Origin of the sequence: Streptosporangium lutulentum (genome assembly GCF_030811455.1) — a bacterium.
Taxonomy (GTDB): domain Bacteria; phylum Actinomycetota; class Actinomycetes; order Streptosporangiales; family Streptosporangiaceae; genus Streptosporangium; species Streptosporangium lutulentum.
Genome location: NZ_JAUSQU010000001.1, coordinates 41,265 through 63,729 on the forward strand (window position 1 = coordinate 41,265; position 22,465 = coordinate 63,729).

21 protein-coding genes are annotated in these 22,465 nt (G+C 68.5%); 12 read left to right on the top strand and 9 right to left on the bottom strand.

The features are described from left to right. The first annotated feature begins 164 nt into the window (after positions 1 to 164). Genes J2853_RS00165 through J2853_RS00180 form a run of 4 tightly spaced genes read left to right on the top strand, consistent with a single transcriptional unit; the run spans position 165 to position 4,437 of the window. A complete protein-coding gene (locus J2853_RS00165; RefSeq protein ID WP_307553618.1) occupies positions 165 to 1,133 on the top strand; it encodes a carbohydrate ABC transporter permease in 969 nt (322 codons plus the stop codon). Beyond that, on the top strand, positions 1,130 to 2,017 hold the full coding sequence (locus J2853_RS00170; RefSeq protein ID WP_307553621.1) for a carbohydrate ABC transporter permease: 888 nt from the start codon (positions 1,130 to 1,132) through the stop codon (positions 2,015 to 2,017). Before J2853_RS00165 ends, J2853_RS00170 begins: the two co-directional genes overlap by 4 nt. Then, on the top strand, positions 2,014 to 3,441 hold the full coding sequence (locus J2853_RS00175; RefSeq protein WP_307553623.1) for a GH1 family beta-glucosidase: 1,428 nt from the start codon (positions 2,014 to 2,016) through the stop codon (positions 3,439 to 3,441). The genes J2853_RS00170 and J2853_RS00175 overlap by 4 nt, the downstream gene beginning before the upstream one ends. Further along, complete coding sequence (locus tag J2853_RS00180; protein WP_307553625.1) at positions 3,442 to 4,437, top strand: LacI family DNA-binding transcriptional regulator; 996 nt, start codon at positions 3,442 to 3,444, stop codon at positions 4,435 to 4,437. Here the strand turns inward: J2853_RS00180 and J2853_RS00185 are convergent. Continuing rightward, entirely contained in the window at positions 4,421 to 5,419 is a 999-nt protein-coding gene (locus tag J2853_RS00185) for a LacI family DNA-binding transcriptional regulator (RefSeq protein WP_307553628.1), read from the bottom strand. The genes J2853_RS00180 and J2853_RS00185 overlap by 17 nt on opposite strands. After that, a complete protein-coding gene (locus J2853_RS00190) occupies positions 5,416 to 6,795 on the bottom strand; it encodes a GH1 family beta-glucosidase (protein ID WP_307568538.1) in 1,380 nt (459 codons plus the stop codon). Before J2853_RS00190 ends, J2853_RS00185 begins: the two co-directional genes overlap by 4 nt. Positions 6,796 to 6,986: 191 nt before the next feature. Between J2853_RS00190 and J2853_RS00195 the strand changes: the two genes are divergently transcribed. From J2853_RS00195 to J2853_RS00205, 3 genes are all read left to right on the top strand, one after another. Beyond that, the gene (locus J2853_RS00195) at positions 6,987 to 8,345 is read left to right on the top strand and encodes an ABC transporter substrate-binding protein (RefSeq protein ID WP_307553629.1); all 1,359 of its coding nucleotides are present in this window, start codon (positions 6,987 to 6,989) and stop codon (positions 8,343 to 8,345) included. Between the two features lie 86 nt (positions 8,346 to 8,431). Beyond that, complete coding sequence (locus J2853_RS00200; RefSeq protein WP_307553631.1) at positions 8,432 to 9,403, top strand: carbohydrate ABC transporter permease; 972 nt, start codon at positions 8,432 to 8,434, stop codon at positions 9,401 to 9,403. Between the two features lie 55 nt (positions 9,404 to 9,458). After that, positions 9,459 to 10,409: a carbohydrate ABC transporter permease gene (locus J2853_RS00205; RefSeq protein WP_307553634.1), complete on the top strand. Its 951-nt coding sequence runs from the start codon at positions 9,459 to 9,461 to the stop codon at positions 10,407 to 10,409. An 82-nt stretch (positions 10,410 to 10,491) separates the two neighbouring features. Here the strand turns inward: J2853_RS00205 and J2853_RS00210 are convergent, their stop codons facing one another. Further along, on the bottom strand, positions 10,492 to 11,214 hold the full coding sequence (locus J2853_RS00210; RefSeq protein ID WP_307553635.1) for a YflT domain-containing protein: 723 nt from the start codon (positions 11,212 to 11,214) through the stop codon (positions 10,492 to 10,494). Positions 11,215 to 11,446: 232 nt separating this feature from the next. On the opposite strand from J2853_RS00210, the gene J2853_RS00215 reads away from it, so the two are divergent. Beyond that, positions 11,447 to 11,584, top strand: coding sequence for a hypothetical protein (locus J2853_RS00215; RefSeq protein WP_307553637.1), 138 nt, complete (start codon positions 11,447 to 11,449; stop codon positions 11,582 to 11,584). 79 nt (positions 11,585 to 11,663) lie between these two features. Here J2853_RS00215 and J2853_RS00220 read toward each other — a convergent pair whose 3' ends face one another. Further along, positions 11,664 to 13,103, bottom strand: a complete 1,440-nt coding sequence (locus J2853_RS00220) for a GuaB1 family IMP dehydrogenase-related protein (RefSeq protein ID WP_307553639.1) — start codon at positions 13,101 to 13,103, stop codon at positions 11,664 to 11,666. 137 nt (positions 13,104 to 13,240) lie between these two features. Between J2853_RS00220 and J2853_RS00225 the strand changes: the two genes are divergently transcribed. Next, a complete protein-coding gene (locus J2853_RS00225; protein ID WP_307553641.1) occupies positions 13,241 to 13,708 on the top strand; it encodes a GyrI-like domain-containing protein in 468 nt (155 codons plus the stop codon). A gap of 67 nt (positions 13,709 to 13,775) precedes the next feature. Here the strand turns inward: J2853_RS00225 and J2853_RS00230 are convergent, their stop codons facing one another. The 5 genes from J2853_RS00230 to J2853_RS00250 all read right to left on the bottom strand — a co-directional run bounded on the left by J2853_RS00230 (position 13,776) and on the right by J2853_RS00250 (position 17,563). After that, a complete protein-coding gene (locus tag J2853_RS00230) occupies positions 13,776 to 14,303 on the bottom strand; it encodes a hypothetical protein (RefSeq protein ID WP_307553643.1) in 528 nt (175 codons plus the stop codon). After that, positions 14,303 to 14,539, bottom strand: coding sequence for a helix-turn-helix transcriptional regulator (locus J2853_RS00235; protein ID WP_307553645.1), 237 nt, complete (start codon positions 14,537 to 14,539; stop codon positions 14,303 to 14,305). The genes J2853_RS00230 and J2853_RS00235 overlap by 1 nt, the downstream gene beginning before the upstream one ends. 19 nt (positions 14,540 to 14,558) lie before the next feature. Continuing rightward, positions 14,559 to 15,455, bottom strand: a complete 897-nt coding sequence (locus tag J2853_RS00240) for an ABC transporter permease (protein ID WP_307553647.1) — start codon at positions 15,453 to 15,455, stop codon at positions 14,559 to 14,561. Next, positions 15,452 to 16,297 (bottom strand): ABC transporter ATP-binding protein, encoded by an 846-nt coding sequence (locus J2853_RS00245; protein WP_307553650.1) that lies wholly within the window; start codon positions 16,295 to 16,297, stop codon positions 15,452 to 15,454. The genes J2853_RS00240 and J2853_RS00245 overlap by 4 nt, the downstream gene beginning before the upstream one ends. 132 nt (positions 16,298 to 16,429) lie before the next feature. Next, the gene (locus J2853_RS00250; RefSeq protein ID WP_307553652.1) at positions 16,430 to 17,563 is read right to left on the bottom strand and encodes a CaiB/BaiF CoA transferase family protein; all 1,134 of its coding nucleotides are present in this window, start codon (positions 17,561 to 17,563) and stop codon (positions 16,430 to 16,432) included. Between the two features lie 226 nt (positions 17,564 to 17,789). Here J2853_RS00250 and J2853_RS00255 point away from each other — a divergent pair, with 226 nt between their 5' ends. The 3 genes from J2853_RS00255 to J2853_RS00265 all read left to right on the top strand — a co-directional run bounded on the left by J2853_RS00255 (position 17,790) and on the right by J2853_RS00265 (position 22,384). Beyond that, on the top strand, positions 17,790 to 19,421 hold the full coding sequence (locus J2853_RS00255; protein WP_307553654.1) for a serine/threonine-protein kinase: 1,632 nt from the start codon (positions 17,790 to 17,792) through the stop codon (positions 19,419 to 19,421). A 331-nt stretch (positions 19,422 to 19,752) separates the two neighbouring features. Beyond that, complete coding sequence (locus J2853_RS00260; RefSeq protein ID WP_307553656.1) at positions 19,753 to 21,111, top strand: FAD-binding oxidoreductase; 1,359 nt, start codon at positions 19,753 to 19,755, stop codon at positions 21,109 to 21,111. Positions 21,112 to 21,124: 13 nt separating this feature from the next. Next, positions 21,125 to 22,384, top strand: coding sequence for a class I SAM-dependent methyltransferase (locus J2853_RS00265; RefSeq protein WP_307553658.1), 1,260 nt, complete (start codon positions 21,125 to 21,127; stop codon positions 22,382 to 22,384). Positions 22,385 to 22,465: the final 81 nt, after the last annotated feature.

Sequence of the window (22,465 nt, forward strand, 5' to 3'; positions counted from 1 at the left end):
ACCGGTCGGCCACCGGCTTGCCGTCCCGGCGAGCCGCGCGCCCGTCCGCCTCGACGAATCAGCGAATCGACGAATCGGCGAGTCAGTGAATCGACGAGTCAGCGCATCGGCGAGTCAGTGCATCAACGAACCAGCGAGTCAACGAGTAACCGAAAGGAGCTGCCATGGCGACTCGGGCACCCGAACGCCTGGCGGCGGTTCCGCCGAACAGGCCGGTGCGACATCGCCGCCTCCGCCGCCACCTGGTCCACCAGCTCGACGTCAAGGGCTCGCCGTACGCCTACGTGGCCCCGTTCTTCCTGCTCTTCTCCGCCTTCGGGCTGTTCCCCCTGGCCTACACCGCCTGGGTGAGCCTGCACGAGTGGACGCTGCTCCGGGACGAGCAGACCTTCATCGGCCTGGAGAACTTCAGGACCCTGCTCGCCGACGACTACTTCTGGAACGCCACCTTCAACACCCTGTCCATCGGGGTGCTGTCCACCGCCCCGCAGTTGCTGCTGGCCATCTGGCTGGCCCACCTGCTCAACCGGCCGCTGCGGGCGCAGACCTTCTTCCGCGTCACGCTGCTGCTGCCCAACGTGACCAGTGTGGTCGCGGTGGTGGTCATCTTCAGTCAGCTGTTCGGCCGGGACTTCGGCATGATCAACTGGGTGATGTCGCTGTTCGGGGTCGAGGGCGTCGCCTGGAACGAGGGGGTGCTGAGCTCCCACGCCGCCATCTCCACCATGATCATGTGGCGGTGGACGGGATACAACGCCCTGATCTTCCTGGCGGCCATGCAGGCCGTGCCGCGCGAGCTGTACGAGGCGGCCACCATCGACGGCGCGAGCGGGTTCACCCAGCTCCGTAAGATCACCATTCCGATGATCAGGCCCACGATCGTCTTCGTCGTCATCACCTCGACGATCGGCGCCATGCAGATCCTCGCGGAGCCGCTGCTGTTCGGCTCCTACCTCATCACCGGCGGGGTGGACCGGCAGTACCAGACGCTCTCGCTGTTCATCTACGAGAACTTCACCAAGCTCGACTTCGGCTACGCCTCGGCCATCTCCTGGATGATGTTCGTCTTCATCGTCCTGGTCGCCGGCGTCAACTACCTGATCACCCGTCGTGGGAAGGGAGGGCTGACGTGAGCGCCCCCGCCGCCCCGAGGTCCTCCAAACGCCCGCGTCCCGCCCTCAACGGCTCCACGGCCCGGCGCTCCGAGCTCGCCCGCAGGCTCACCTACCTCACGCTGACCGCGGTGGCGTTCTTCTCGATGCTGCCGCTCTACTACAGCATCGTGGTGGCCTCCCGCGACAACGCGGCACTGGCGGACGTCCCGCCGCCGCTGGTGCCCGGCGGCAACTTCTTCGCCAACGTCGCCCGCGTCTTCGACACGGTCCCGTTCGCCATGGCGATGGTCAACTCCGTCCTGGTCTCCGGCTCCGTCGCGATCGCGGTGATGTTCTTCTCGACGCTGGCCGGGTTCGCCTTCGCCAAGCTGCGCTTCCGCGGTCGCAACGCCCTGCTCCTGCTCACCGTCGCGACCATGATGGTGCCGACCCAGCTCGGCATCATCCCGCTCTACATGCTGATGGTGAAGCTGGAGTGGACCGGCAGCATGTACGCGCTGATCGTGCCCGCGCTCGTCAACGCGTTCGGCGTGTTCTTCATGACCCAGTACCTCTCCCGGGCGCTGCCGACCGAGTTGCTGGAGGCCGGCCGGGTCGACGGCTGCACCACCTGGGGTCTGTTCTGGCACGTCGTGCTCCCGGCCGCCCGCCCGGCGGCGGCCGTGCTCGGCATGCTCACCTTCATGTCGGTCTGGAACGACTACTTCTGGCCACTGGTCGTCCTGACCCCGGAGGACCCGACGGTGCAGGTCGCCCTGTCCACCCTGGCCAGCGGATACGTCAACGACTACGTACTGGGCCTGGCGGGCACCACCCTCGGCACCCTGCCGCTGGTCCTGGTGTTCGCTCTTCTCGGCAAACAGATCATCGGAGGAATCATGCAAGGAGCTGTAAAGGGATGACCGTCGTCAGCACACGGGGGGCCACCCTTACGCAGGGGCGTGCGGACTTCCCCGTCGGTTTCGTCTGGGGCGCCGCCACCGCCTCCTACCAGATCGAGGGCGCGGCCCATGAGGACGGCCGCGGGCCCTCGATCTGGGACACCTTCTCCGGCACGCCGGGCAAGGTCATCGGGGGAGACACCGGTGACGTGGCCTGTGACCACTACTTCCGCTATGCCGACGACGTCCGGCTGATGAGCGACCTGGACCTGGCGGCCTACCGGTTCTCCGTCGCCTGGCCCAGGATCCAGCCGGACGGCACCGGTCCGGCCAACACCCGCGGCCTGGACTTCTACAGCCGCCTGGTCGACAGGCTGCTGGAAGCGGGGATAACGCCCTACGTCACCCTCTACCACTGGGACCTGCCCCAGGCACTGGAGGACGCGGGCGGCTGGCCCGAGCGCGACACCGCCTACCGGTTCGCCGACTACGCGCGAATCGTGCACGCGCGCCTGGGAGACCGCGTCCAGCACTGGACCACGCTCAACGAACCGTGGGTGGCGGCCTTTCTCGGCTACGGCAACGGGGTGCACGCGCCGGGCAGGAGGGAGCCCGCGGCGGCCTTCCGCGCGGCCCACCATCTGCTGCTGGGGCACGGGCTGGCGGCGCGGGCGATACGCGAGGCGGGGGCCGAGGAGATCGGACTGGCCCTCAACCTCTCACCGGTGATCACTCCCGCGCAGGTGGGCGACCCCGCGGCCGTCCCGTCGCTCCAGGACGCCGAGGCGGTCGGCCGGATCGACACGCTGCTCACCCGGCACTTCCTCGACCCCGCGCTGCGCGGGGAGTATCCCGTGGAACTGCTCGCGATGATCGAGCGCAACGGAGGTCTGGCCCACATCCGGGACGGTGATCTGGAGATCATCAATCAGCCGATCGACGTGATCGGCATCAACTACTACAACCCGTGCGTGGTCGAGTCGGGGCCGGGCCAGGCCGCCGACGCGGCGTGGCCCGGCAGCGAGGACATCCGGTTCTGCCCGGTCGACGACGTGCCGGCCACCGCGATGGGCTGGCCGATCGTGCCGAACGGGCTCTCCCGCCTGCTGGTACGGCTGGCCGACGACTACCCGGAGGTCGGCCTGGTCATCACCGAGAACGGCGCGGCCTTCGAGGACGTCGTGGAGGGCGACCGCGTCCACGACACCGGCAGGACCGGCTACCTGGACGGCCATCTGCGCGCCGTGCACGCCGCGATCGCCGACGGGGCGGACGTCCGGGGATATCTGGTCTGGTCCTTGCTGGATAATTTCGAGTGGGCCTACGGCTACGGGCGTAGATTCGGGATCGTGCACGTCGACTTCGACACCCAGCGGCGTCTCTTCAAGGACAGCGCGCTGTGGTACCGCGAGGTCATCAAGCAGAACGGACTGCGGGGGAACTGAATGAGACGCCCTACCTTGGAGGCGGTCGCGGCCCGGGCCGGGGTCTCCCGCTCGACCGTCTCCAGGGTCGTGAACGGCCAGACCACGGTCACCTCGGACATCCGTGACCTGGTCATGCGCGCCGTGAACGAACTGGGCTACGTCCCCAACGGCGCCGCCAGGAATCTCGCCACCCAGCGCACCAACTCCGTCGCGCTGGTCGTCTCCGAGTCCCCGCACCGGGTGTTCTCCGACGATCCGATGTTCTCCACGGTCATCCGCTCGGCCAGCATCGAGCTGGAGGCCGTCAACAAGCAGGTCGTGCTGCTGCTGGCCGGATCGCCGGAGAGCCACGCCCGCGTGGAGAACTACGTCGCGGGCGGCCACGTGGACGGTGTCATGCTCGTGTCGAGCCACGGCGCCGACCCCCTGCCCGTCGCGCTGACCCGGCTGCGCGTCCCGGTCATCTCCTACGGCAGGCCCGCGGTGCCGGTGACCATGCCGTACGTCGACACCGACCACGTCAACGGCGCCGCCACGGCCGTGCGCCATCTGCTGGAGCGGGGGAGGCGGCGGATCGCCACGATCTCCGGGCCGCTGGACATGATCGGCGGCCAGGACCGCCTGGCCGGATACCGCGAGGTGCTCCACGACTCCGACCGCCGCTCGATCATCGCGGTCGGCGACTTCACCCGCGAGTCCGGCGCGGTCGCGATGCGGCAGCTGCTCGCCGACGACCCCGAGATCGACGCGGTGTTCGCCGCCAACGACCTGATGGCGATCGGCGCCATGCACGCGCTCCGCCAGGCGGGCCGCCGGATCCCGGACGACATCGCCGTCGTCGGCTACGACGACATAGAGGCCGCCCGCTACACCGACCCGCCGCTGACCACCATTCACAACCCGCACCAGGAGCAGGCCGCGGCCATGGTCCGGCTGCTGCTCGGCCTCCTGGACGGCGAGCAGGTCGAACCGGTGATCATGCCCACGGAGCTTGTCGTCAGGACGTCCTCGTAGACTCCCGCACCACCAGCTCGGTGGGGAGGACGAGCTGTGCCTGCTCCTCCAGGCCCAGCACCATGCGCGCGAGCCGCCGGCCCATCTCGACGGTCGACTGCCTGACCGTGGTCAGGGGCGGTTCGGCGTAGGCCGCGGCCGGGATGTCGTCGAAGCCGACGACGGCCACGTCGTCCGGAACCCGGCGCCCCGTACCCCGCAGGGTCCGCAGCGCTCCCAGCGCCATCAGGTCGTTGGCCACGAACACCGCGTCGATCTCGGGGTCGTCGGCGAGCAACTGCCGCATCGCGATCACCCCGGACTCGCGGGTGAAGTCGCCGACCGCGATGATCGAGCGGCGGTCGGAGTCGCGCAGGGTGTCGCGGTAGCCGTTGAGCCGGTCGATCCCGGCGATCATGTCCTGCGGTCCGGCGATGGTCGCGATCCGGCGGCGTCCCTGCTCCATCAGATGCGCGACGGCGCGCTCGGCGCCCCCCGAGTTGTCCATGTCCACGTACGGGAGGTTGCTGGGCGTGCCCGGGCGGCCGCTGCAGACCACCGGGACGCCGCGCCGGGTCAGGATCGCCGGCAGCGGATCGGCGCCGTGCATCGACGCGATGATCACGCCGTCCACGTGCCCGTTGGTGGCGTAGCGCTCGACCCGCTGGTAGCCGCCCTCCGCTCCGGTGAGCATCAGCACGAGCTGCTTGTCGGCCTGTTCGATCTCCATGCTGACCCCTCGGATGATCCCGGCGAAGGTCGGGTCGTCGGAGAAGACGCGGGTCGCGGGCTCGGGGAAGACCAGGGCGATCGAGTCGGCCCGCTGGGTGACCAGGCTGCGCGCCGCCTGGTTGGGGACGTAGCCCAGTTCTTCCACGGCGCGATTCACCGCCTCGCGGATCTGCGGGGCCACGCGGGTCGAGCCGTTGATCACGCGGGAGGCGGTCGCCCGGGACACTCCTGCCCGGGCGGCCACTTTCTCCAGGGTCGGACGGGCCCTCACAGCCCGTTCCGGCGGACGACCTCGCGGAACCACAGGGCGCTGTCCTTGGGAGTGCGGCGCTGGGTGCTGTAGTCGACATGTACGACACCGAACCGTTTGCGATACCCTTCCGCCCACTCGAAGTTGTCCAGCAGCGACCAGACCAGATAACCGCGCAGATCGACGCCCGCCTCGATGGCGGCGTGCGCGGCGCGCAGGTGCCCGTCCAGGTAGGACAGGCGGCCGACGTCGTGCACCTGGCCGTCCTCAACGACGTCGTCGAAGGCCGCGCCGTTCTCGGTGATGATCAGTGGGGTGTCCGGATAGTCGTGCGACAGCCGCAGAAGCAGCTCGGTCAGCCCGAACGGCTGCACCGGCCAGCCCATCGCGGTCTTCGGCGCGTCGGCGCCGGGAAAGGCGATTCCCTCGCTGCCCGGGTAGACCGGGTTGGCGGGCTCGCCGACGCGGCCGGTCACGGTCTGCGGGTTGTAGTAGTTCACGCCCAGCAGGTCGATCGGCCGGCTGATGATCTTCAGGTCGCCGTCCTCGACGAAGGACCAGTCGGTGAAGCGGCGGGCCCGCTCCACCACGTCGGCGGGATACTCGCCGCGGAGCACCGGGTCCAGGAAGATCCGGTTCTGCAGGCCGTCCACGACGGACGCCGCCTCGGCGTCGTCGCCGAGCACGGGGGCGAGATTGAGCGTGATGCCGATCCGGCTCGCGCCCGCGGCGCGCAGCGCCTGGACGGCCAGGCCGTGGCCGAGCAGCAGGTGGTGGGCGGCGGCGAAGCTCAGCCCGGGTTCGGTACGGCCCGGCGCGTGGATGCCCGAGGCGTAGCCGAGGAAGGCCGAGCACCAGGGCTCGTTCAGCGTGGTCCACGTCTCGACCCGGTCGCCCAGGCGGGAGTACATGATCGCGGCGTACTCGGCGAACCGCTCGGCGGTCTCCCGGTTGGTCCAGCCGCCCCGGTCCTCCAGGGTCTGCGGCAGGTCCCAGTGGTAGAGCGTCACGATCGGGGTGATGCCCCCGCCGTGCAGCTCGTCCACCAGGCGGTCGTAGAAGTCCAGACCGCGAGGGTTGGCCGGGCCCGAGCCGTCCGGCTGGATGCGGGGCCAGGAGACGGAGAACCGGTAGGCGTGCAGACCCAGGTCGCCCATGAGGCGGACATCGTCGGGGTAGCGGTGGTAGTGGTCGCAGGCGACGTCACCGGTGTGACCGGCATGCACCTTGCCGGGGGTCCGGGAGAAGGTGTCCCAGATCGAGGGTCCCCTGCCGTCCTCCCGGGCCGCGCCCTCGATCTGGTAGGCCGCGGTGGCGGCGCCCCAGACGAAGCCCTCGGGAAACCTCAGCACGCCGGAGTCCTGAAGGTCGTAGGACTTTTCGGCGGACATGGTCATGTCCTCACCGCCCCATTCTGTTTCGCAGTCGTGTGAGAGCGCTCTCACGAGCATCACGTTAGCTTAGGGAGTGTGTCAAGAAAAATGGGCCTGTAACCGTAATATCACAGTTATTGACATCGTGTTGTGTGCGGACAATTCTTCCAGAGAGCGCTCTCACACTCCCCGGCAACGTATATGGAGGAAGGTTCATGTCACTCCTCTCACGGCCTCATCGCGTCGCCCTGGCGGCGGGCACCATCGGGCTGGCGTTGGTCGCCAGTGCCTGCGCATCCACGGAGACCACGCCATCGGCGGGTGGCGGCAGCGCCAGCGCGGCCCCCGAATGCGCCGCCTTCACCCAGTACGGCAACCACGCGGGCAAGACCGTCAGTATTTACTCCTCCATCCGCGACGCCGAGGCCGACCTCTTCCAGGAAGCCTGGAAGCCGTTCGCCACGTGTACCGGGATGAAGATCGCCTATGAGGGCAGCGGCGAGTTCGAGGCTCAGATCCAGGTGCGTGCCGACGGCGGCAACCCGCCGGACATCGCGTTCTTCCCGCAGCCCGGCCTGCTGGAGCGCTTCGCCAAGGCCGGGAAGCTCAAGCCGGCCTCGGCCGAGGTGAAGAAGCTGGCCGACGAGGGCTGGTCGGCCGACTGGGCCAAGTACTCCACCGTCGACGGCGTCTTCTACGGCGCCCCGCTGGGCGCCAGCGTGAAGTCCTTCGTCTGGTACTCGCCGGGAATGTTCAAGGAGAAGGGCTGGGCCGTCCCCAAGACCTGGGACGAGCTCATGACGCTCACCAACACGATCGCGGGCACCGGCATCAAGCCGTGGTGCGCGGGCCTGGAGTCCGGTGACGCGACCGGCTGGCCGGCCACCGACTGGATCGAGGACATCCTGCTCCGGGAGATCGGTCCCGAGGGCTACGACGACTGGGTGAGCCACAAGATCCCGTTCAACGACCCCAAGATCGTCTCGGCCGTGGACAAGGTCGGCGCGATCCTCAAGGACGAGAAGTTCGTCAACGGCGGCTACGGCCCGGTGAAGTCGATCGTCAGCACCGCCTTCCAGGAGGGCGGCGTCCCGATCACCGAGGGCAAGTGCGCCCTGCACCGCCAGGCGTCCTTCTACGCCAACTTCTGGCCCGAGGGCACCAAGGTCGCCGAGGACGGCGACGTGTTCGCGTTCTACCTGCCGGGCAACGACCCCGCCAACAAGCCGGTCCTCGGCGCCGGCGAGTTCGTGGCGGCCTTCGCCGACCGTCCCGAGGTCCAGGCCGTTCAGGCCTACCTCGCCGGAGCGGAGTTCCCCGCCACCCGCATGAAGCTGGCGACCTACGTCACCGCGCGCAAGGGCGTGGACCCGGCCAACGCCCAGAACCCGATCGACAAGCTCTCCATGGAGATGCTCCAGGACCCGAGCACGGTCTTCCGGTTCGACGGCTCCGACCTGATGCCGGCCGCGGTCGGGGCGGGCACCTTCTGGAAGGGCATGACCGACTGGATCAACGGCAAGGACACCAAGACGGTCCTCGACTACATCGAGGCTTCCTGGCCTAAGTCCTGATATATAGCGATGTGTCCGGTGCCGAGTGATCAATGGCGCCGGGCACATCGTCCGTCTTGGCCCGTTCCCTCCGGGAGATCTCTCCGATGGACTTCGACTTCGCCGCCGAACAATCCAAACTCGTTCAACTGCTGATCGGCATCGCCGCCTTCCTCGTGGTGGTCGCGGTGATCCTGCTGCTGGTCGACCGCGCTCCGATGCGGCGGCGGGCCTGGGTTCACGCGACGATCCTGCTCCTGCCGGCGACCCTGCTGCTCGGCGTCGGCCTGGTGGTGCCCGCCATCCGGACGACCCTGCTGTCGTTCATGAGCGGTGACAGCAGGCAGTGGGTCGGCCTGGACAACTACGGCTGGATGTTCACCCAGCCCGAGGCCGTCACCGTCCTGCGCAACACCCTCGTCTGGGTACTGCTCGTCCCGCTGCTGGTGACCTCGGTCGGACTGGTCTACGCCGTCCTGGTGGACCGCACCCGCTTCGAGGCGGTCGCCAAGTCGCTGGTCTTCCTGCCGATGGCGATCTCCTTCGTCGGCGCGGGCATCATCTGGCGTTTCGTCTACGCCTACCGTTCCGTGGAGCAGGAGCAGATCGGCCTGCTCAACCAGATCGTGGTCGCCATGGGAGGGGAGCCCCAGCAGTGGCTTCAGGAACCTCCGCTCAACACGCTGTTCCTGATCGTGGTGATGGTCTGGATCCAGGCCGGTTTCGCCACCGTCGTGCTCTCCGCGGCCATCAAGGGAATCCCCGCGGAGATCATCGAGGCGGCCAAGCTGGACGGCGCGAGCCCCCTGCAGATGTTCTTCCAGGTGACGCTGCCCTCCATCCGAGGCGCGGTGATCGTGGTGCTGGTCACCCAGTCGATCGGCACGCTGAAGCTGTTCGACATCGTCCGCACCATGACCGGCGGTCAGTTCGACACCAGCGTCATCGCCAACGAGATGTACAACCAGGCGTTCCGGTACGGAGAGACCGGAAAGGGCGCGGCGCTGGCGGTCTTCCTGTTCGTCCTGGTGCTGCCCATCGTCGTCTACCAGATCCGCCAGCGCCGGGAGGTCCGATGAGTGAGCGAGCCGGCAGGCACAGCGCCACGGGAACGTGTCCGACGAAGGAGGCGGCGTGACCACGTTGGCCAGTACCGTGGTGCGGGCGAAGGACACGACGGCCCCGCAGCGTGTCCGGCGGCGGCTGAGCGGCAGGGTCGCCAGTGTCGTCGCGATCGTCATCGCGGTGCTGTGGACCACCCCGACCTTCGGCCTGCTGCTGTCCTCGCTGCGCCCCGAGGACCAGATCAAGACCACCGGCTGGTGGACGTTCTTCGCCGACCCGCAGCTCACGCTGGAGAACTACCGGGAGGTGCTGTTCGGCACCTCCTCGTCCTCCGGCCAGATGATGAGCTTTCTGATCAACTCGGTCGTCATCACGATTCCCTCGGTGCTCTTCCCGCTGGCCCTGGCCACCTTCGCCGCCTACGCGCTGGCCTGGCTGCCGTTCCGCGGACGCGAGTGGATCTACATCGGCATCTTCGCGCTCCAGATCGTGCCGCTGCAGATGTCGCTCGTCCCGCTGCTGTCGTTCTTCTCGCAGGGCGTGGAGATCTTCGGCCTCCAGTTGTCGCCCGCCTGGAACCTGGAGGGCCCGGCCCGCTTCATCCAGGTCTGGTTCGCGCACACCTGTTTCGCCCTGCCGCTGGGCATCTTCCTGCTGCACAACTTCATGTCCGAGCTTCCCGGTGAGCTCATGGAGGCGGCCAGGGTGGACGGAGCCAGTCACGGAGTGATCCTGCGCAAGCTCGTCCTCCCCCTGGTCCTTCCCGCGCTCGCCACCTTCGCGATCTTCCAGTTCCTCTGGGTCTGGAACGACCTGCTGGTAGGCCTGATCTTCGCCGGCGGCACCCCGGACAGCGCTCCCATGACCGTACGGCTGGCACAGATGGCCGGCACCCGCGGCAACGAATGGCAACGCCTGACCGCGGGCGCGTTCGTCTCAGTGATCATTCCACTGGTCGTCTTCCTGTCGATGCAGCGCTACTTCGTCCGGGGCCTGCTCGCGGGCAGCGTCAAGGGCTGAGCTCGCCGGGTTCCGTGAGGAGCGACCCGAAGCCCCGTCTTCGGTCGCCTCCCTCCCCCGGTCGAAGCCCGGCGCCCGGCTCTCAGGGGCGAAGGCCGTCCGGAGTGGCCGACCGCGCGGGGGCGGTCCGCTCCGGTGCGGCCTGGTCCGGCGTGGCGGGCTGTGCCGGGACGGGGTGGTCCGGCGCGGGCGGCTGCGCCGGGACGGAATGGTCCGCCGCGGCGGACCGCTCCGGGAGGGGGTGGTCCGGCGCGGTCGGCCGTACGGCCGCGGGGTCGTACGTCCCGGCGGTCGGCGGGACCTCGACGACCACGGTGTCGGCGGGCCCCGGGGTGCCCTCCTGGATGGCGCGGGCATGGTCGAGGTGCGAGGCGGCGACCAGCACGTCGTAGCGGCCGGCGACGATCGCGCTGCGCGAGGCGAAATCGCGCTTGCCACCGGTGAACAGGTGGTTGATGAGCCCGAAAGCGGCGCCCATCACGGCGCCCCAGAGCGCCGCCCACAGCACGAGGACGATGAACGACAGCGTGGTGGCGGTGAACAGCCCGAGGAACATTCCCACCACGGCACCGAAGATCGCGCCGCTTCCCGCTCCGGTGAGCGCGGCCCGTCCGTTGGTCATCCTGCCGGTGACGGTCTCCTCGAGCTTCAGGTCGCTGCCGACGATCGCCACGTTCTCGACGGGGAACCCCGCGTCCGAGAGGGTGTCCACGGTCCGCTGCGCGGCCAGGTAGTTGTCGTAGCCGGCCAGGACCCTGCGGTCGACGACTACTTGCGCGTCCAGGTGGGTGGGCATGTCTGCCATGTCCGCTCGCCTTTCCAGTGGGGGAATGGTCCGGCTTGCGACTACCCTCCGGCGGGGTAACGATGCGCGGTCCCGGCGTGGATCTGGCGGCGACAGAAAATCATGGAAAGCGGGGAAGACAAAACGGACATTACGCGACAAATAGGGACGTCCACTGTTAAGGTTCTTGCGAAATGGTGCCTGCGATGGACGTGTAGGGGACATCCGGGCGGGGCCCGCGAAGGAAGCTTGAATGATCGCATTCATCGTGGTGATCGAGGCAGTGCTCGCGCTGACGGGGCTGATCGCCCTGTGCCGTCTCACCCGTTACCGACGCTCCGGCGTCCACGTCGCGATGAAGTCCGGCACGTGTGAGAGTCACCGGAAGTGAACGCGTGAGCCCGCGCGACGTCCCCCGGCCGGCCCGCCCGGGCAGGGACGGCGGCGCCCGGCGCCGCCGTCCCTGAGGGTCACCAGCTCTGGTGGAGCGGCAGGCCCTCGGTGTAGCCGGACGAGCTCTGGATGCCGACCACCGCGCGCTCGTGGAACTCCTCCAGGCTGGAGGCGCCCGCGTAGGTGCAGGAGGAGCGCAGGCCGGCCACGATGGCGTCGATCTGGTCCTCGACGCTGGGCATGGCCGGGTCGAGATACATCCTGGAGGTGGAGATGCCCTCCTCGAACAATGCCTTGCGGGCCCGGTCGAAGGGGGAGTCGTCAGCCGTGCGCAGCTTCACGGCGCGAGCCGAGGCCATGCCGAAGTTCTCCTTGTACTTACGGCCGTCGGCGGCGGTGCGCGTGTCGCCGGGAGACTCGTAGGTGCCGGCGAACCAGGAGCCGATCATCACGTTGGCCGCGCCCGCGGCCAGGGCCAGGGCCACGTCACGGGGGTGGCGGACCCCGCCGTCGGCCCAGACGTGACGGCCGAGGCGGCGCGCCTCGGCGGAGCACTCCAGCACGGCGGAGAACTGCGGACGGCCCACACCGGTCATCATCCGGGTGGTGCACATGGCGCCGGGTCCGACACCGACCTTGAGGATGTCCGCTCCGGCCTCGACGAGGTCGCGCACGCCGGCGGCGGTGACGACGTTGCCCGCCGCGATCGGCACGCCCGGGTTGAGCGCGCGGACCGCCTTCAGGGCACTGAGCATCTTCTCCTGGTGACCGTGGGCGGTGTCCACGACCAGGCAGTCCACCCCGGCCTCGAGCACCTCCTCGGCCTTGGCCGCCACGTCGCCGTTGACGCCGACGGCGGCGGCGACGCGCAGCCTTCCGGAGGTGTCGAGCGCGGGCTTGTACAGCGTGGCCCGCAGCGCGCCGGTCCGGGTCAGGATGCCCACGAGGCGGCCGTCGCCGTCGACGATCGGGGCGAGCCGGTGACGGCCTTCGTGGAGCCGGTCGAACGCCTCGCGCGGGTCGAGTCCCGCGGGCAGGCTGAGCAGCTGGTCGGACATGATCTGGGACAGTTGCGTGTACATGTCCACGCCGGAGCAGTCGCCCTCGGTCACCACGCCGATCGGGCGGTTGTCCCAGTCGACGATGACGATCGCGCCGTGGGAGCGTTTGGGCAGCAGGTTGAGTGCCTCCCCGACGGTGTCGTGCGGGGTGAGCGTGAGCGGCGTGTCATGAACCAGGTCGCGCTTCTTGACCCAGTCGACGACGTTCGCGACGACGTCGATGGGGATGTCCTGCGGGATCACGGCGATTCCGCCACGCCTGGCGACGGTCTCGGCCATACGGCGTCCCGCGACCGCTGTCATGTTGGCGACGACGATGGGAATGGTCGTACCGGTTCCGTCGTGGGTCGACAGGTCGACGGCGAGCCGGGAGTCGATCGAGGACAGCGAGGGAACCATGAACACGTCGCTGTAGGTCAGGTCGTAAGCCGGGGCCATCTCGTTAAGAAACTTCACGTTCGTCCACCTTATCCGGTGAATCACCAAAGACGGATGTTCCCCGTTCGGGCTGACTCGAAGAGGATCGACCTGGCCAGGCCGGGGACTAGGATCCGGTTTGCGTGAATTTAATGGTGTGGCCATGAGGAGTAGCTGTGATCGTCGTTGATCGGCCCGAAATGCTCGTGGTAGGCCATGCCGTACGGACGTCCAACGCCGACGAGATGGAGCAGGGCAGGGGACGGCTCGCCGCGCTGTGGGCCAGGGCGGGCTCTCCGGGAGCCTTCGCGCACGTGCCGGGCAGGGTGGACGAGAACCTCTACGCCGTGCTGACCGACTACGAGAGCGACCACCACGGCTCCTACACCCAGATCGTCGGGGTGGCGGTGCGCAGCGCCGCCGCACTGCCCGAGGGCATGGTCGCGGTCCGGGTGTCCGGGGTGCCGTCGATGAAGCTGGAGGCCCGGGGGCAGATGCCGGACGCGTTGCTCGACGCGTGGCAGCGGGTGTGGAAGCACACCGAGTCCGGAGGCACTCCGCCGCGGGCCTTCACCACCGACGTGGAGATCCATCACCGGGAGGGCGTGGACCTCTACGTGGCGGTGTTCCCCTCGATGGGGTGACCGCGAGGACGTGCTCCGAGGGGCCGATCGCGACGGCGCGCCGGTTCGGACGGCGTGCCGATCGGGATCAGTCCTCGTCGTCGGGCAGGGGATCGGGCATCCGCCAGGCCGCCACCAGCGACGGCATGATCAGGTGGGTCAGGATCAAGGCGACCAGGAACACGGCGATCGCCGCGGTCGGGATCAGGACGGTGTTGGAGTCCCTTCCCACGGAGGACATGACCAGTACGAAGACCGCGACGAGAACCCACAGGGTTCCCCGATGGGCGTCGGCCTGGATCTTCTGGCGCTCGCGCGCCTGGCGCTCGTCGGGACTTCTCTCCAGGAAGCCGACCATGCCGCGATCGGCCCCGACCAGCGCCGAGAAGAACACGACGTAGAGCACCACGAAGGCCCCCACCAGGGCGAAGGTGATCCACATGGCGGTGAGGCTCGGCGCGAGATAGAAGCACACGATCGCGCCGATCCAGAGCATCCCGGTGGATCCGGCGCCCGCGCAGGCGAGGATCCTGCGGCGCCTGCGGGTGGCGTACCAGGAGGGGGGAGGCCAGGCGCGACGGCCGGCCTTCGGCGGTGCGGGGGTCGGATCACTCATCACTTCGCCTCACTGCCCAGTCGGGGGAACGATTTCAACGAGAAAATGACTTCCACCGGCACCTCGAAGTACTCGGCGATGCGCAGGGCGAGATACAGGCTGGGGCTGTACTCGCCGCGCTCCAGGTAACCGATGGTCTGGTAGTGGACGCCCAGTGCGGCCGCCAGATCCTTGCGCGAGACGCCGCGTTCGGCTCTCAGCATCGGGATCCGGTTGTGCACCTCTTCCGCGGACATCGCAGTAGTCTCTCAGGATTCAGGAGCTCTGCGCGGCGAGCTGGCGCTCGGCGAGTCTCGACCCGGACTCGCGCCGGGTGACCCGGCGGATCAGCGACGGCGCCAGCAGCATTCCGGCCACGGCCCATGCCGCCAGTACGGCGCCGACGAGCGGCAGGCGCCAGCTCCCGCCGATCTCGGCGGCGAGCATGGAGTCGGGCAGGAACGCCGCGCGCATGCCGAGTCCCTGCCAGTAGAGCGGGAACGCCTGGGAGATCCACTGGACGACCTCGGGCATGTACGTGACGGGGAGCATGACCCCGGAGGTGATCATCAGGATCATCATCGGCAGCCCCAGGAGCGCCCCCGCGGTCTTCGGGCCGGGGAGCACGCAGCCGATCGCCGCCCCCAGCGGGACCACGGCGGCCGTACCCAGCAGCGTCACCCAGATCAGGGTCACCCAGTCGCGGGGCATCGTGACCCCGCCGAGGGTCATGCCGACGGCCAGGATCAGCGTGTTCTGCACCACGATCTGGCACAGGACCGTCACCGCCCGTCCCGTGATGTAGGCGGTGACCCCGCCGGGGATGGTCCGCAGCCGCAGGAGCGTTCCCTCCTCGCGGTCGGTGACGAGGGCCATCGGGAGCGTCACCAGGCCGTTGGAGAACACGGTGAAGGCCAGGAAGCCCACCGTCATGAACGTGCCGCTGGAGATGGAGGTCCCCTCCACGGGGCTGTCGCCGATCCAGAGGATCAGCAGAGCGAAGACCCCGACCGTGCCGACGATGGTGGTGGTCAGCTCCTTACGGTTCCTGATGAGGTGCATGTGCTCTGTCCAGCCCCGCCGCAGGCCGATGCGCAGTGCCTTGACGTTCAATGCTCCGCCTTTCGTGACCGTGGTGTCCACGACCTTGGTGTCCTCGACCTTGACGTTCATGCGGCCCTCCCGATCAGGCTCAGGTAGCTCTCCTCCAGCGACGGGCGCCGGATCTCCAGGCCGGGCACCGGCCCGTCGAACCTGCGATGCAGCTCCCACGCGACCTGCGACGGATCCGACGTGGCCTGGACCCGCTCCTGGCCGTCCTCCAGCCATCGGACGCGCGACTGCGTCTGTACGGCGTCGGCCAGCTCGGCCGGGGTCCCGCAGACGGCGATCTCCCCGTTCACCAGGATCGCGGTGCGGTGGGCCAGTTTCTCGGCCTCGGCGAGGTCGTGCGTGGTGAGCAGCACGGTCATGCCGTCGTCGGCCGCCAGCTTCTCGACCAGCAGGTGGAACTCCCTGCGGGCCTCCGGGTCGAACCCGGTCGTCGGCTCGTCCAGGAACAGCAGCTCCGGGCGGCCCACGATGCCCAGTGCCACGTCCAGCCTTCGGCGCTGCCCGCCCGACAGGCGGCTCACCTGCTGTGCGGCCTGCGCGGTCAGGCCGAGCGCGGCCAGCAGTTCGTCCGGGTCGCGGGGGTCGTCGTAGAACTCGCCCAGATGGGCCAGGAGGTCGCGGGCGCTCCAGCGCGGGTGGTCCCGCCAGCTCTGGAGCACGATCCCCAGCTTCGCCTGCCAGGCCTTGGTGCCCCGCTCGGGGTCCGCCCCGAGCACGTTCACCTCGCCCGCCGACCGCTTCCTGAAGCCCTCCAGGATCTCGATCGTCGTGGTCTTCCCCGCCCCGTTGGGCCCGAGCAACGTGAAGATCTCACCGCGCCCGATGTCGAGGTCGACCCCTCGCAACACCTCGGTCGCGCCGTACTTCATCCGTAGCCCGCGAACATTCACCACAGTACTCATGCTTATGAATGTAGTACATCTACTACATTTTAAACAACCCGCAGGACAAAGGGCGGTACACCTATGTCAGGTGTACCGCCCTTGAGCTGCGACGATCAGGTCAGGAGCACTCCTCGGACCGCGAGGATCGGCTCATGCGAGCACCCCCGCGGCGCGGAGCTTGGCGGCGGCCTCGTCGGACAGGCCCCAGGAGGAGAGGTCCGCCAGCCGGGTGGCGGGTGAGAGGTCCTGCTCGGGCGTGCCGAGCAGGCGCGGGGAGGGGGCGGGCTGCCGGACGCCGCCGACCTCGACGAACGTGCCGCGGGCCTTGTTGTGCGGATGGCCGGCGGCCTCACCCATCTCCAGCACGGGGGAGACGCACGCGTCCGTGCCGTCGAACACGGCCTCCCACTCGGCCCGGGTCCTGGATCTGAACGCCTCGGCCAGTCGCTCGCGCAGTGCGGGCCACTGCGACCTGTCGTCGCGGTCGGGCAGGTCCGTCAGGCCCATCAGCGAGACCATCTCCGCCCAGAACTGCGGCTCCAGCGAGCCGACCGCCAGGAACCCGCCGTCGGCGGTCTCGTAGGTGTCGTACATCGGCGCGCCGGTGTCGAGCAGGTTCGTGCCGCGGGGGCCCCAGAAACCGCTCTGGACGCCGTGGTAGAACATCGCGAACAGCGTCGCGGCCCCGTCCACCATGGCCGCGTCGATCACCCGGCCCTCGTCGGTCCGCTCCCGCTCCAGCAGCGCCAGCAGCACGCCGTACGCCAGCATGAGACCGCCGCCGGCGAAGTCGCCGAGGATGTTGATCGGCGGGGTCGGCTTCTCGCCCTCGCGGCCCAGCATCGACAGGATGCCGGAGATCGCGATGTAGTCGATGTCGTGCCCGGCGGTGGACGCCAGCGGGCCTTCCTGGCCCCAGCCGGTCATCCGCCCGTAGACCAGGCGCGGGTTGACCGCGTGCAGGTCGGCGGGGCCGATGCCGAGCCGCTCCGCGACCCCGGGCCGGAAGACCTCGATGACCACGTCGGCGCCCCTGGCCAGTTCCTTGAGCGCGGCCACGCCCTCGGGGGACTTCAGGTCCAGCCCGATCGTCCGTTTGCCCCGGTCCATCACGTCGGCGCGGGGCTTGTCCCCGGCCGCGGCGACGGCTCCGACGCGATCCACCCGCAACACCTCCGCGCCGTGGTCGGCGAGCATCATCCCGGCGAACGGCCCGGGGGCCAGTCCGGCGAGTTCGAGCACGCGAACTCCGGCCAGCGGGCCCTTCCTGGTCACGCGCTCCATCGACATCTCCTCAGGTGCGATTTCGGCTCCGGTCCGGTACGACGTAGGCAAGCAATCACTTGGCTGCCCGCGACCGTGCCTCCACGGCCAAGTAGAACAACATTCGGCTTTCTGTGGCAAGACATCCCCCTTGAGGCCCCGTGGCCCTCAGGCTGTATGGGAAACTTGCGCCCTCTCTGAACGAGGTCTAGGGGTAATTGAGATGACATATCCGCACAGTGAACGGGTGGTCGCTGGGCGTTATCGATTGCTGCGAGAGCTTGGCCGAGGCGGCATGGGGGTGGTGTGGGAGGGATACGACACCCTCCTCAACCGCTCGGTCGCGGTCAAGGAGGTACTGCTTCCGCCGAACCTCTCCCCGGCCGAGTACCAGCTCCAGCTGACCCGCACCTCGCGCGAGGCCAGGACCGCCGCCCGGCTCAATCACCACGGCATCGTGGCGATCTACGACGTGGCGGAGCAGGACGACCGCCCGTGGATCATCATGGAGCTGGTCAGGGCCCGCGGGCTGGACGAGGTCGGGCCGTTGTCCGTGCAGCAGGTCGCCGGCATCGGCCGCCAGGTGCTGTCGGCCCTGCGGGCGGCACACGAGGCGGGCATCCTGCACCGCGACGTCAAACCCAGCAACATCCTCCTCGACGCCGAGGGTCGCGCCGTGCTCTCCGACTTCGGCATCGCCACCATCGAGGGCGACAGCTCCCTGACGCAGACCGGCATGGTGACGGGCTCGCCGAGTTTCCTGCCTCCGGAACGCGCCATGGGCGTCGAGGCGGGTCCCTGGTCCGACCTGTGGGCACTCGGCGCGACCCTCTACGCGGCCCTGGTGGGCCACGGTCCCTTCGAGCGCCGCGACGCCATCTCCACCCTCGGCGCCCTGCTCACCGAGGAGCCCGACTTCAGCCGGGTGCCCCCGGCGATGCGGGAGGTGCTCTCGGGCATGCTCCAGCGCGAGCCCGCCCACCGCCTGACCGCCGAGCAGGCCGACATGCTGCTGGCACTGGTGAGCAGCGACCCGTCGGCGGCGGCTCGCCGTACCGGTGACTGGGAGGCGCGGAACGCCGGGCACGCCACGAACACCGGGCGCGTCACGAACGCCGGGCGTGCCACGCACGCCGGGACCGCGCCGAACGCCGCCGCGGCGCCGCACGGCCGCCGGCGGCCCCGGAGCCGGAGCCGGATCCCGCTGATCGTGGCGGCCGTGGTGATCCTGGCGGCGGGAGGCGGCGCCGTGGCGATGGCGATGACGGGGTCGGAGGAGCCCGTCGCGCAGGCGGAACCGGCCCCGGTCCCGTCCGCCGCCGAGTCCGAGAAGGCGGAGAAGCCGTCGGAGAAGCCGAGCCCCTCGCCCACCCCCAAGCCCTCGAAGACCGTGGTCGCCGAGTCCGGGCCGCAGCTGAAGGTGTGGCAGGCGAAGGCGCCGCAGAACTGGTCCATCCGGTATCCGGCCGGCTGGACCGGGGACTGGGCGCCCACGGGCTACACCCAGTGGTTACGCCGGGACGGAGCCGCGCACATGTCGGTCGAGGTGCTCGACGGCTCGCTGGACAGCCTGGAATCGCTTCAGGCGAGCGTCAAGGACAACGTGACGCGGTGGAGCGACGTCCTGGCGGAGGACACGAGGAAGATCCCCCTGGCCTACGGCTCCGGGCTTGAGTGGGAGTTCACCTGGACGATGAAGGACAGCGGCGGGGCGGCGTGGGCCACCGCTGGGGTGGAATATCACGAAGTGCAAAGGTTTGTCGCAGTTGGCGATACGGTGATGGTGCTCAGCTGGACCACTGACAGCACTCAGTGGAGCAGCCAGCAGGGCCTGATGAACCGCGTGTTCGACAGTTTCCACCCCCGCGGAGGCGAGTGACGTGTTCCTGGAAGCCGACACGGCCCGGAAGGCGATCGACCCGCCCCCCGGCTGCGGCGCCCGCCGCGCACGGCGAGGCGGCACCGCGGGCCACTCGCAGCCCGATCGACCGCGTGCTGGATAATTCGAAGGACGCGGTGGGTGGCCGCCCCGTGACCGTGACGAGCACGATCGGCGGGGTGGATCCGACCGTCCGGCGTCGTTCCCCAGGGACACGTCCATAGAGTTTTCTCGTGTTTAACGCGCCCTGCCTGGTTCCGGAGACATCCGAGATATACCGTGCTAGGGCGATCTTTTGATGAAGGTCATGGGGGTGATTACTGTGCAACAGATGACACAGATGTCGGCGCACCGGCGGGCAGTGGAACAGATCAGAGAGTCCTACGCCGCCATCCCCGCCGACGCGGTGCCTCGGCTGGCCAAGGCCACCACGAACCTGTTCCGGTTCCGGGAGGGCGTGAAGGCGGCGAAGCTGTCGGCCCGGGACCTGGATCAGGTCATCGAGGTCGACCCGATTACCATGACCGCCGAGGTCCAGGGCATGACGACCTACGAGCATCTGGTGGACGCCACGTTGGCGCACGGGCTCATGCCGTACGTCGTGCCGCAACTGAAGACCATCACGCTCGGCGGCGCGGTGACGGGGCTGGGCATCGAGTCCAGCAGCTTCAGGGACGGCTTACCGCACGAGTCGGTGGAGGAGCTGGAGATCCTCACCGGCGACGGCCGGATCGTCGTGGCCCGCGACGACAACGAGCACCGCGACCTGTTCCGGGCCTTCCCCAACTCCTACGGCACGCTGGGCTACGCGCTGCGGATCCGGATCAAGCTCAGGGCCGTGCAGCCGTACGTCCGGCTGAGCCACATCCCCTTCGCCGACGCCGACAAGTGCATGCTCGCCATGAAGGAGATCTGCGAGAGCGGCGAGCACGAGGGGGAGCCGGTCGACTTCGTGGACGGCACGTTCTTCGGCCCGGGTGAGCTCTACATCACCGTCGGGCGCTTCGCCGAGCGTGCCCCGTACCTGTCGGACTACACCGGTATGCGCATCTACTACCGGTCGATCCAGACCAGGTCCCGCGACTGGCTGACCGTTCGCGACTACCTGTGGCGCTGGGACACCGACTGGTTCTGGTGCTCGCGCGCCTTCGGCGTGCAGGGGGCGCTCGTACGCTCGCTGATGCCGCGCAAGTGGATGCGCTCCGACGTCTACCGCAAGCTCGTCGGACTCGACCAGAAATACGGCGTGATCGCCCGGGTGGACCGCTGGCGCGGCCTGCCCATGCAGGAGTCGGTCATCCAGGACATCGAGGTGCCCGTTGAGCGCGGCGCCGAGTTCCTGGAGTTCTTCCATGGCAAGGTCGGCATGGCTCCGGTCTGGATGTGTCCGCTGAAGTCCAACGGTGAGTGGCCGCTCTACCCGCTGGAGCAGGGGCGGTTGTATGTGAACTTTGGCTTCTGGGGTATGGTCCCTCTGCCCCGAGGCCAGTTCGACGGCTACTACAACCGTCTCATCGAGCACCAGGTGCACGAGCTGGAGGGGCACAAGTCGCTGTACTCCACATCGTTCTATCCCCCGGACGAATTCTGGAAGTTTTATAACGGAAACGCCTATTGGCCGGTCAAGCGGGCATACGACGGTGGTGGCCGGTTGCTCGACCTCTACGACAAATGTGTACGGGGGCGTTAGGGAGGTTGATTCTGTGTTGCTTGCAGAAATCTTCGAGAAGGTCATGGGGCCTGAGGCGGACGTCCGCTTCATCGCCTACGACGGAAGCAAGGCCGGGCCGGTCAGCGCGGACATCAGCATCGAGGTGAAGAGCCCCGTCGCCGTAGCCTACCTGGCGCAGGCCCCCGGCGAGTTGGGGCTCGCCAGGGCCTACGTGTCAGGGCACATCGACGTCCACGGCGACGTCTACTCGCTGCTGTCCCGGATGTGGTCGCTCACCATGAATGACCTTCCGATGAGCCAGAAGGCGGCGGCGGTGCGCGCTCTCGGCGTACGGCCGCTGCTGAAGCGGGTGCCGCCGCCTCCCCAGGAGATGCGGCGCAGCATGCTGGCCAAGATGGGCAGCCGGCACGCCAAACAGCGTGACGCCGAGGCCATCCACCATCACTACGACGTGTCCAACAAGTTCTACTCGTGGGTGCTCGGCCCGTCCATGGCCTACACCTGTGCCGTCTTCCCCAGCGAGGAGTCCACGCTGGAGGAGGCGCAGTACGCCAAGTTCGACCTGGTCGCCCGCAAGCTGGACCTGAAGCCCGGCATGCGTCTGCTGGACGTCGGCTGCGGCTGGGGCGGCATGGTCATCCACGCCGCCCGTGAGTACGGGGTGAAGGCCCTGGGCGTCACCCTCTCGCGCCAGCAGGCCGAGTGGGGGCAGAAGGCCATCGCCGAGGCGGGGCTCGGCGAGCTGGCCGAGGTCCGCTACATGGACTACCGGGACGTCAAGGAGACCGACTTCGACGCCGTCAGCTCGATCGGCCTGACCGAGCACATCGGCAAGGAGCAACTGCCGTTCTACTTCCGGTTCCTCTACGACAAGCTCGTCCCGGGCGGCCGGCTGCTCAACCACTGCATCACCCGGCCGACGGGCACCGAGAAGACCATCAACACCAAGGGTTTTATCAACCGTTACGTCTTCCCCGACGGGGAGCTGGAGTCGGTGGGTTACCTCGTCCGTCAGATGGAGGATCTCGGCTTTGAGATCCGTCACGAGGAGAACCTGCGCGAGCACTACGCCGAGACCCTCCGTTACTGGTGCGCCAACCTCGACGAGCACTGGGACGAGGCGGTCGAGGAGGTCGGCGAGGGCAGGGCCAGGGTCTGGCGGCTCTACATGGCCGGCTGCGTGGTCGGCTTCGAACGCAACAAGATCCAGCTCCACCAGCTTCTCGGGGTGAAACTCGACTCCGAAGGCAAAGCTCACATGCCCCTCCGCCCCTCGCTCGACTGGCCCTGAAGCCCAGTGCCCTGAAACATGGCGTTTTAACGTATTTCGTTTTGACGTGCAGGGCGCTGACTCACAGGACAGCGAGCAAGG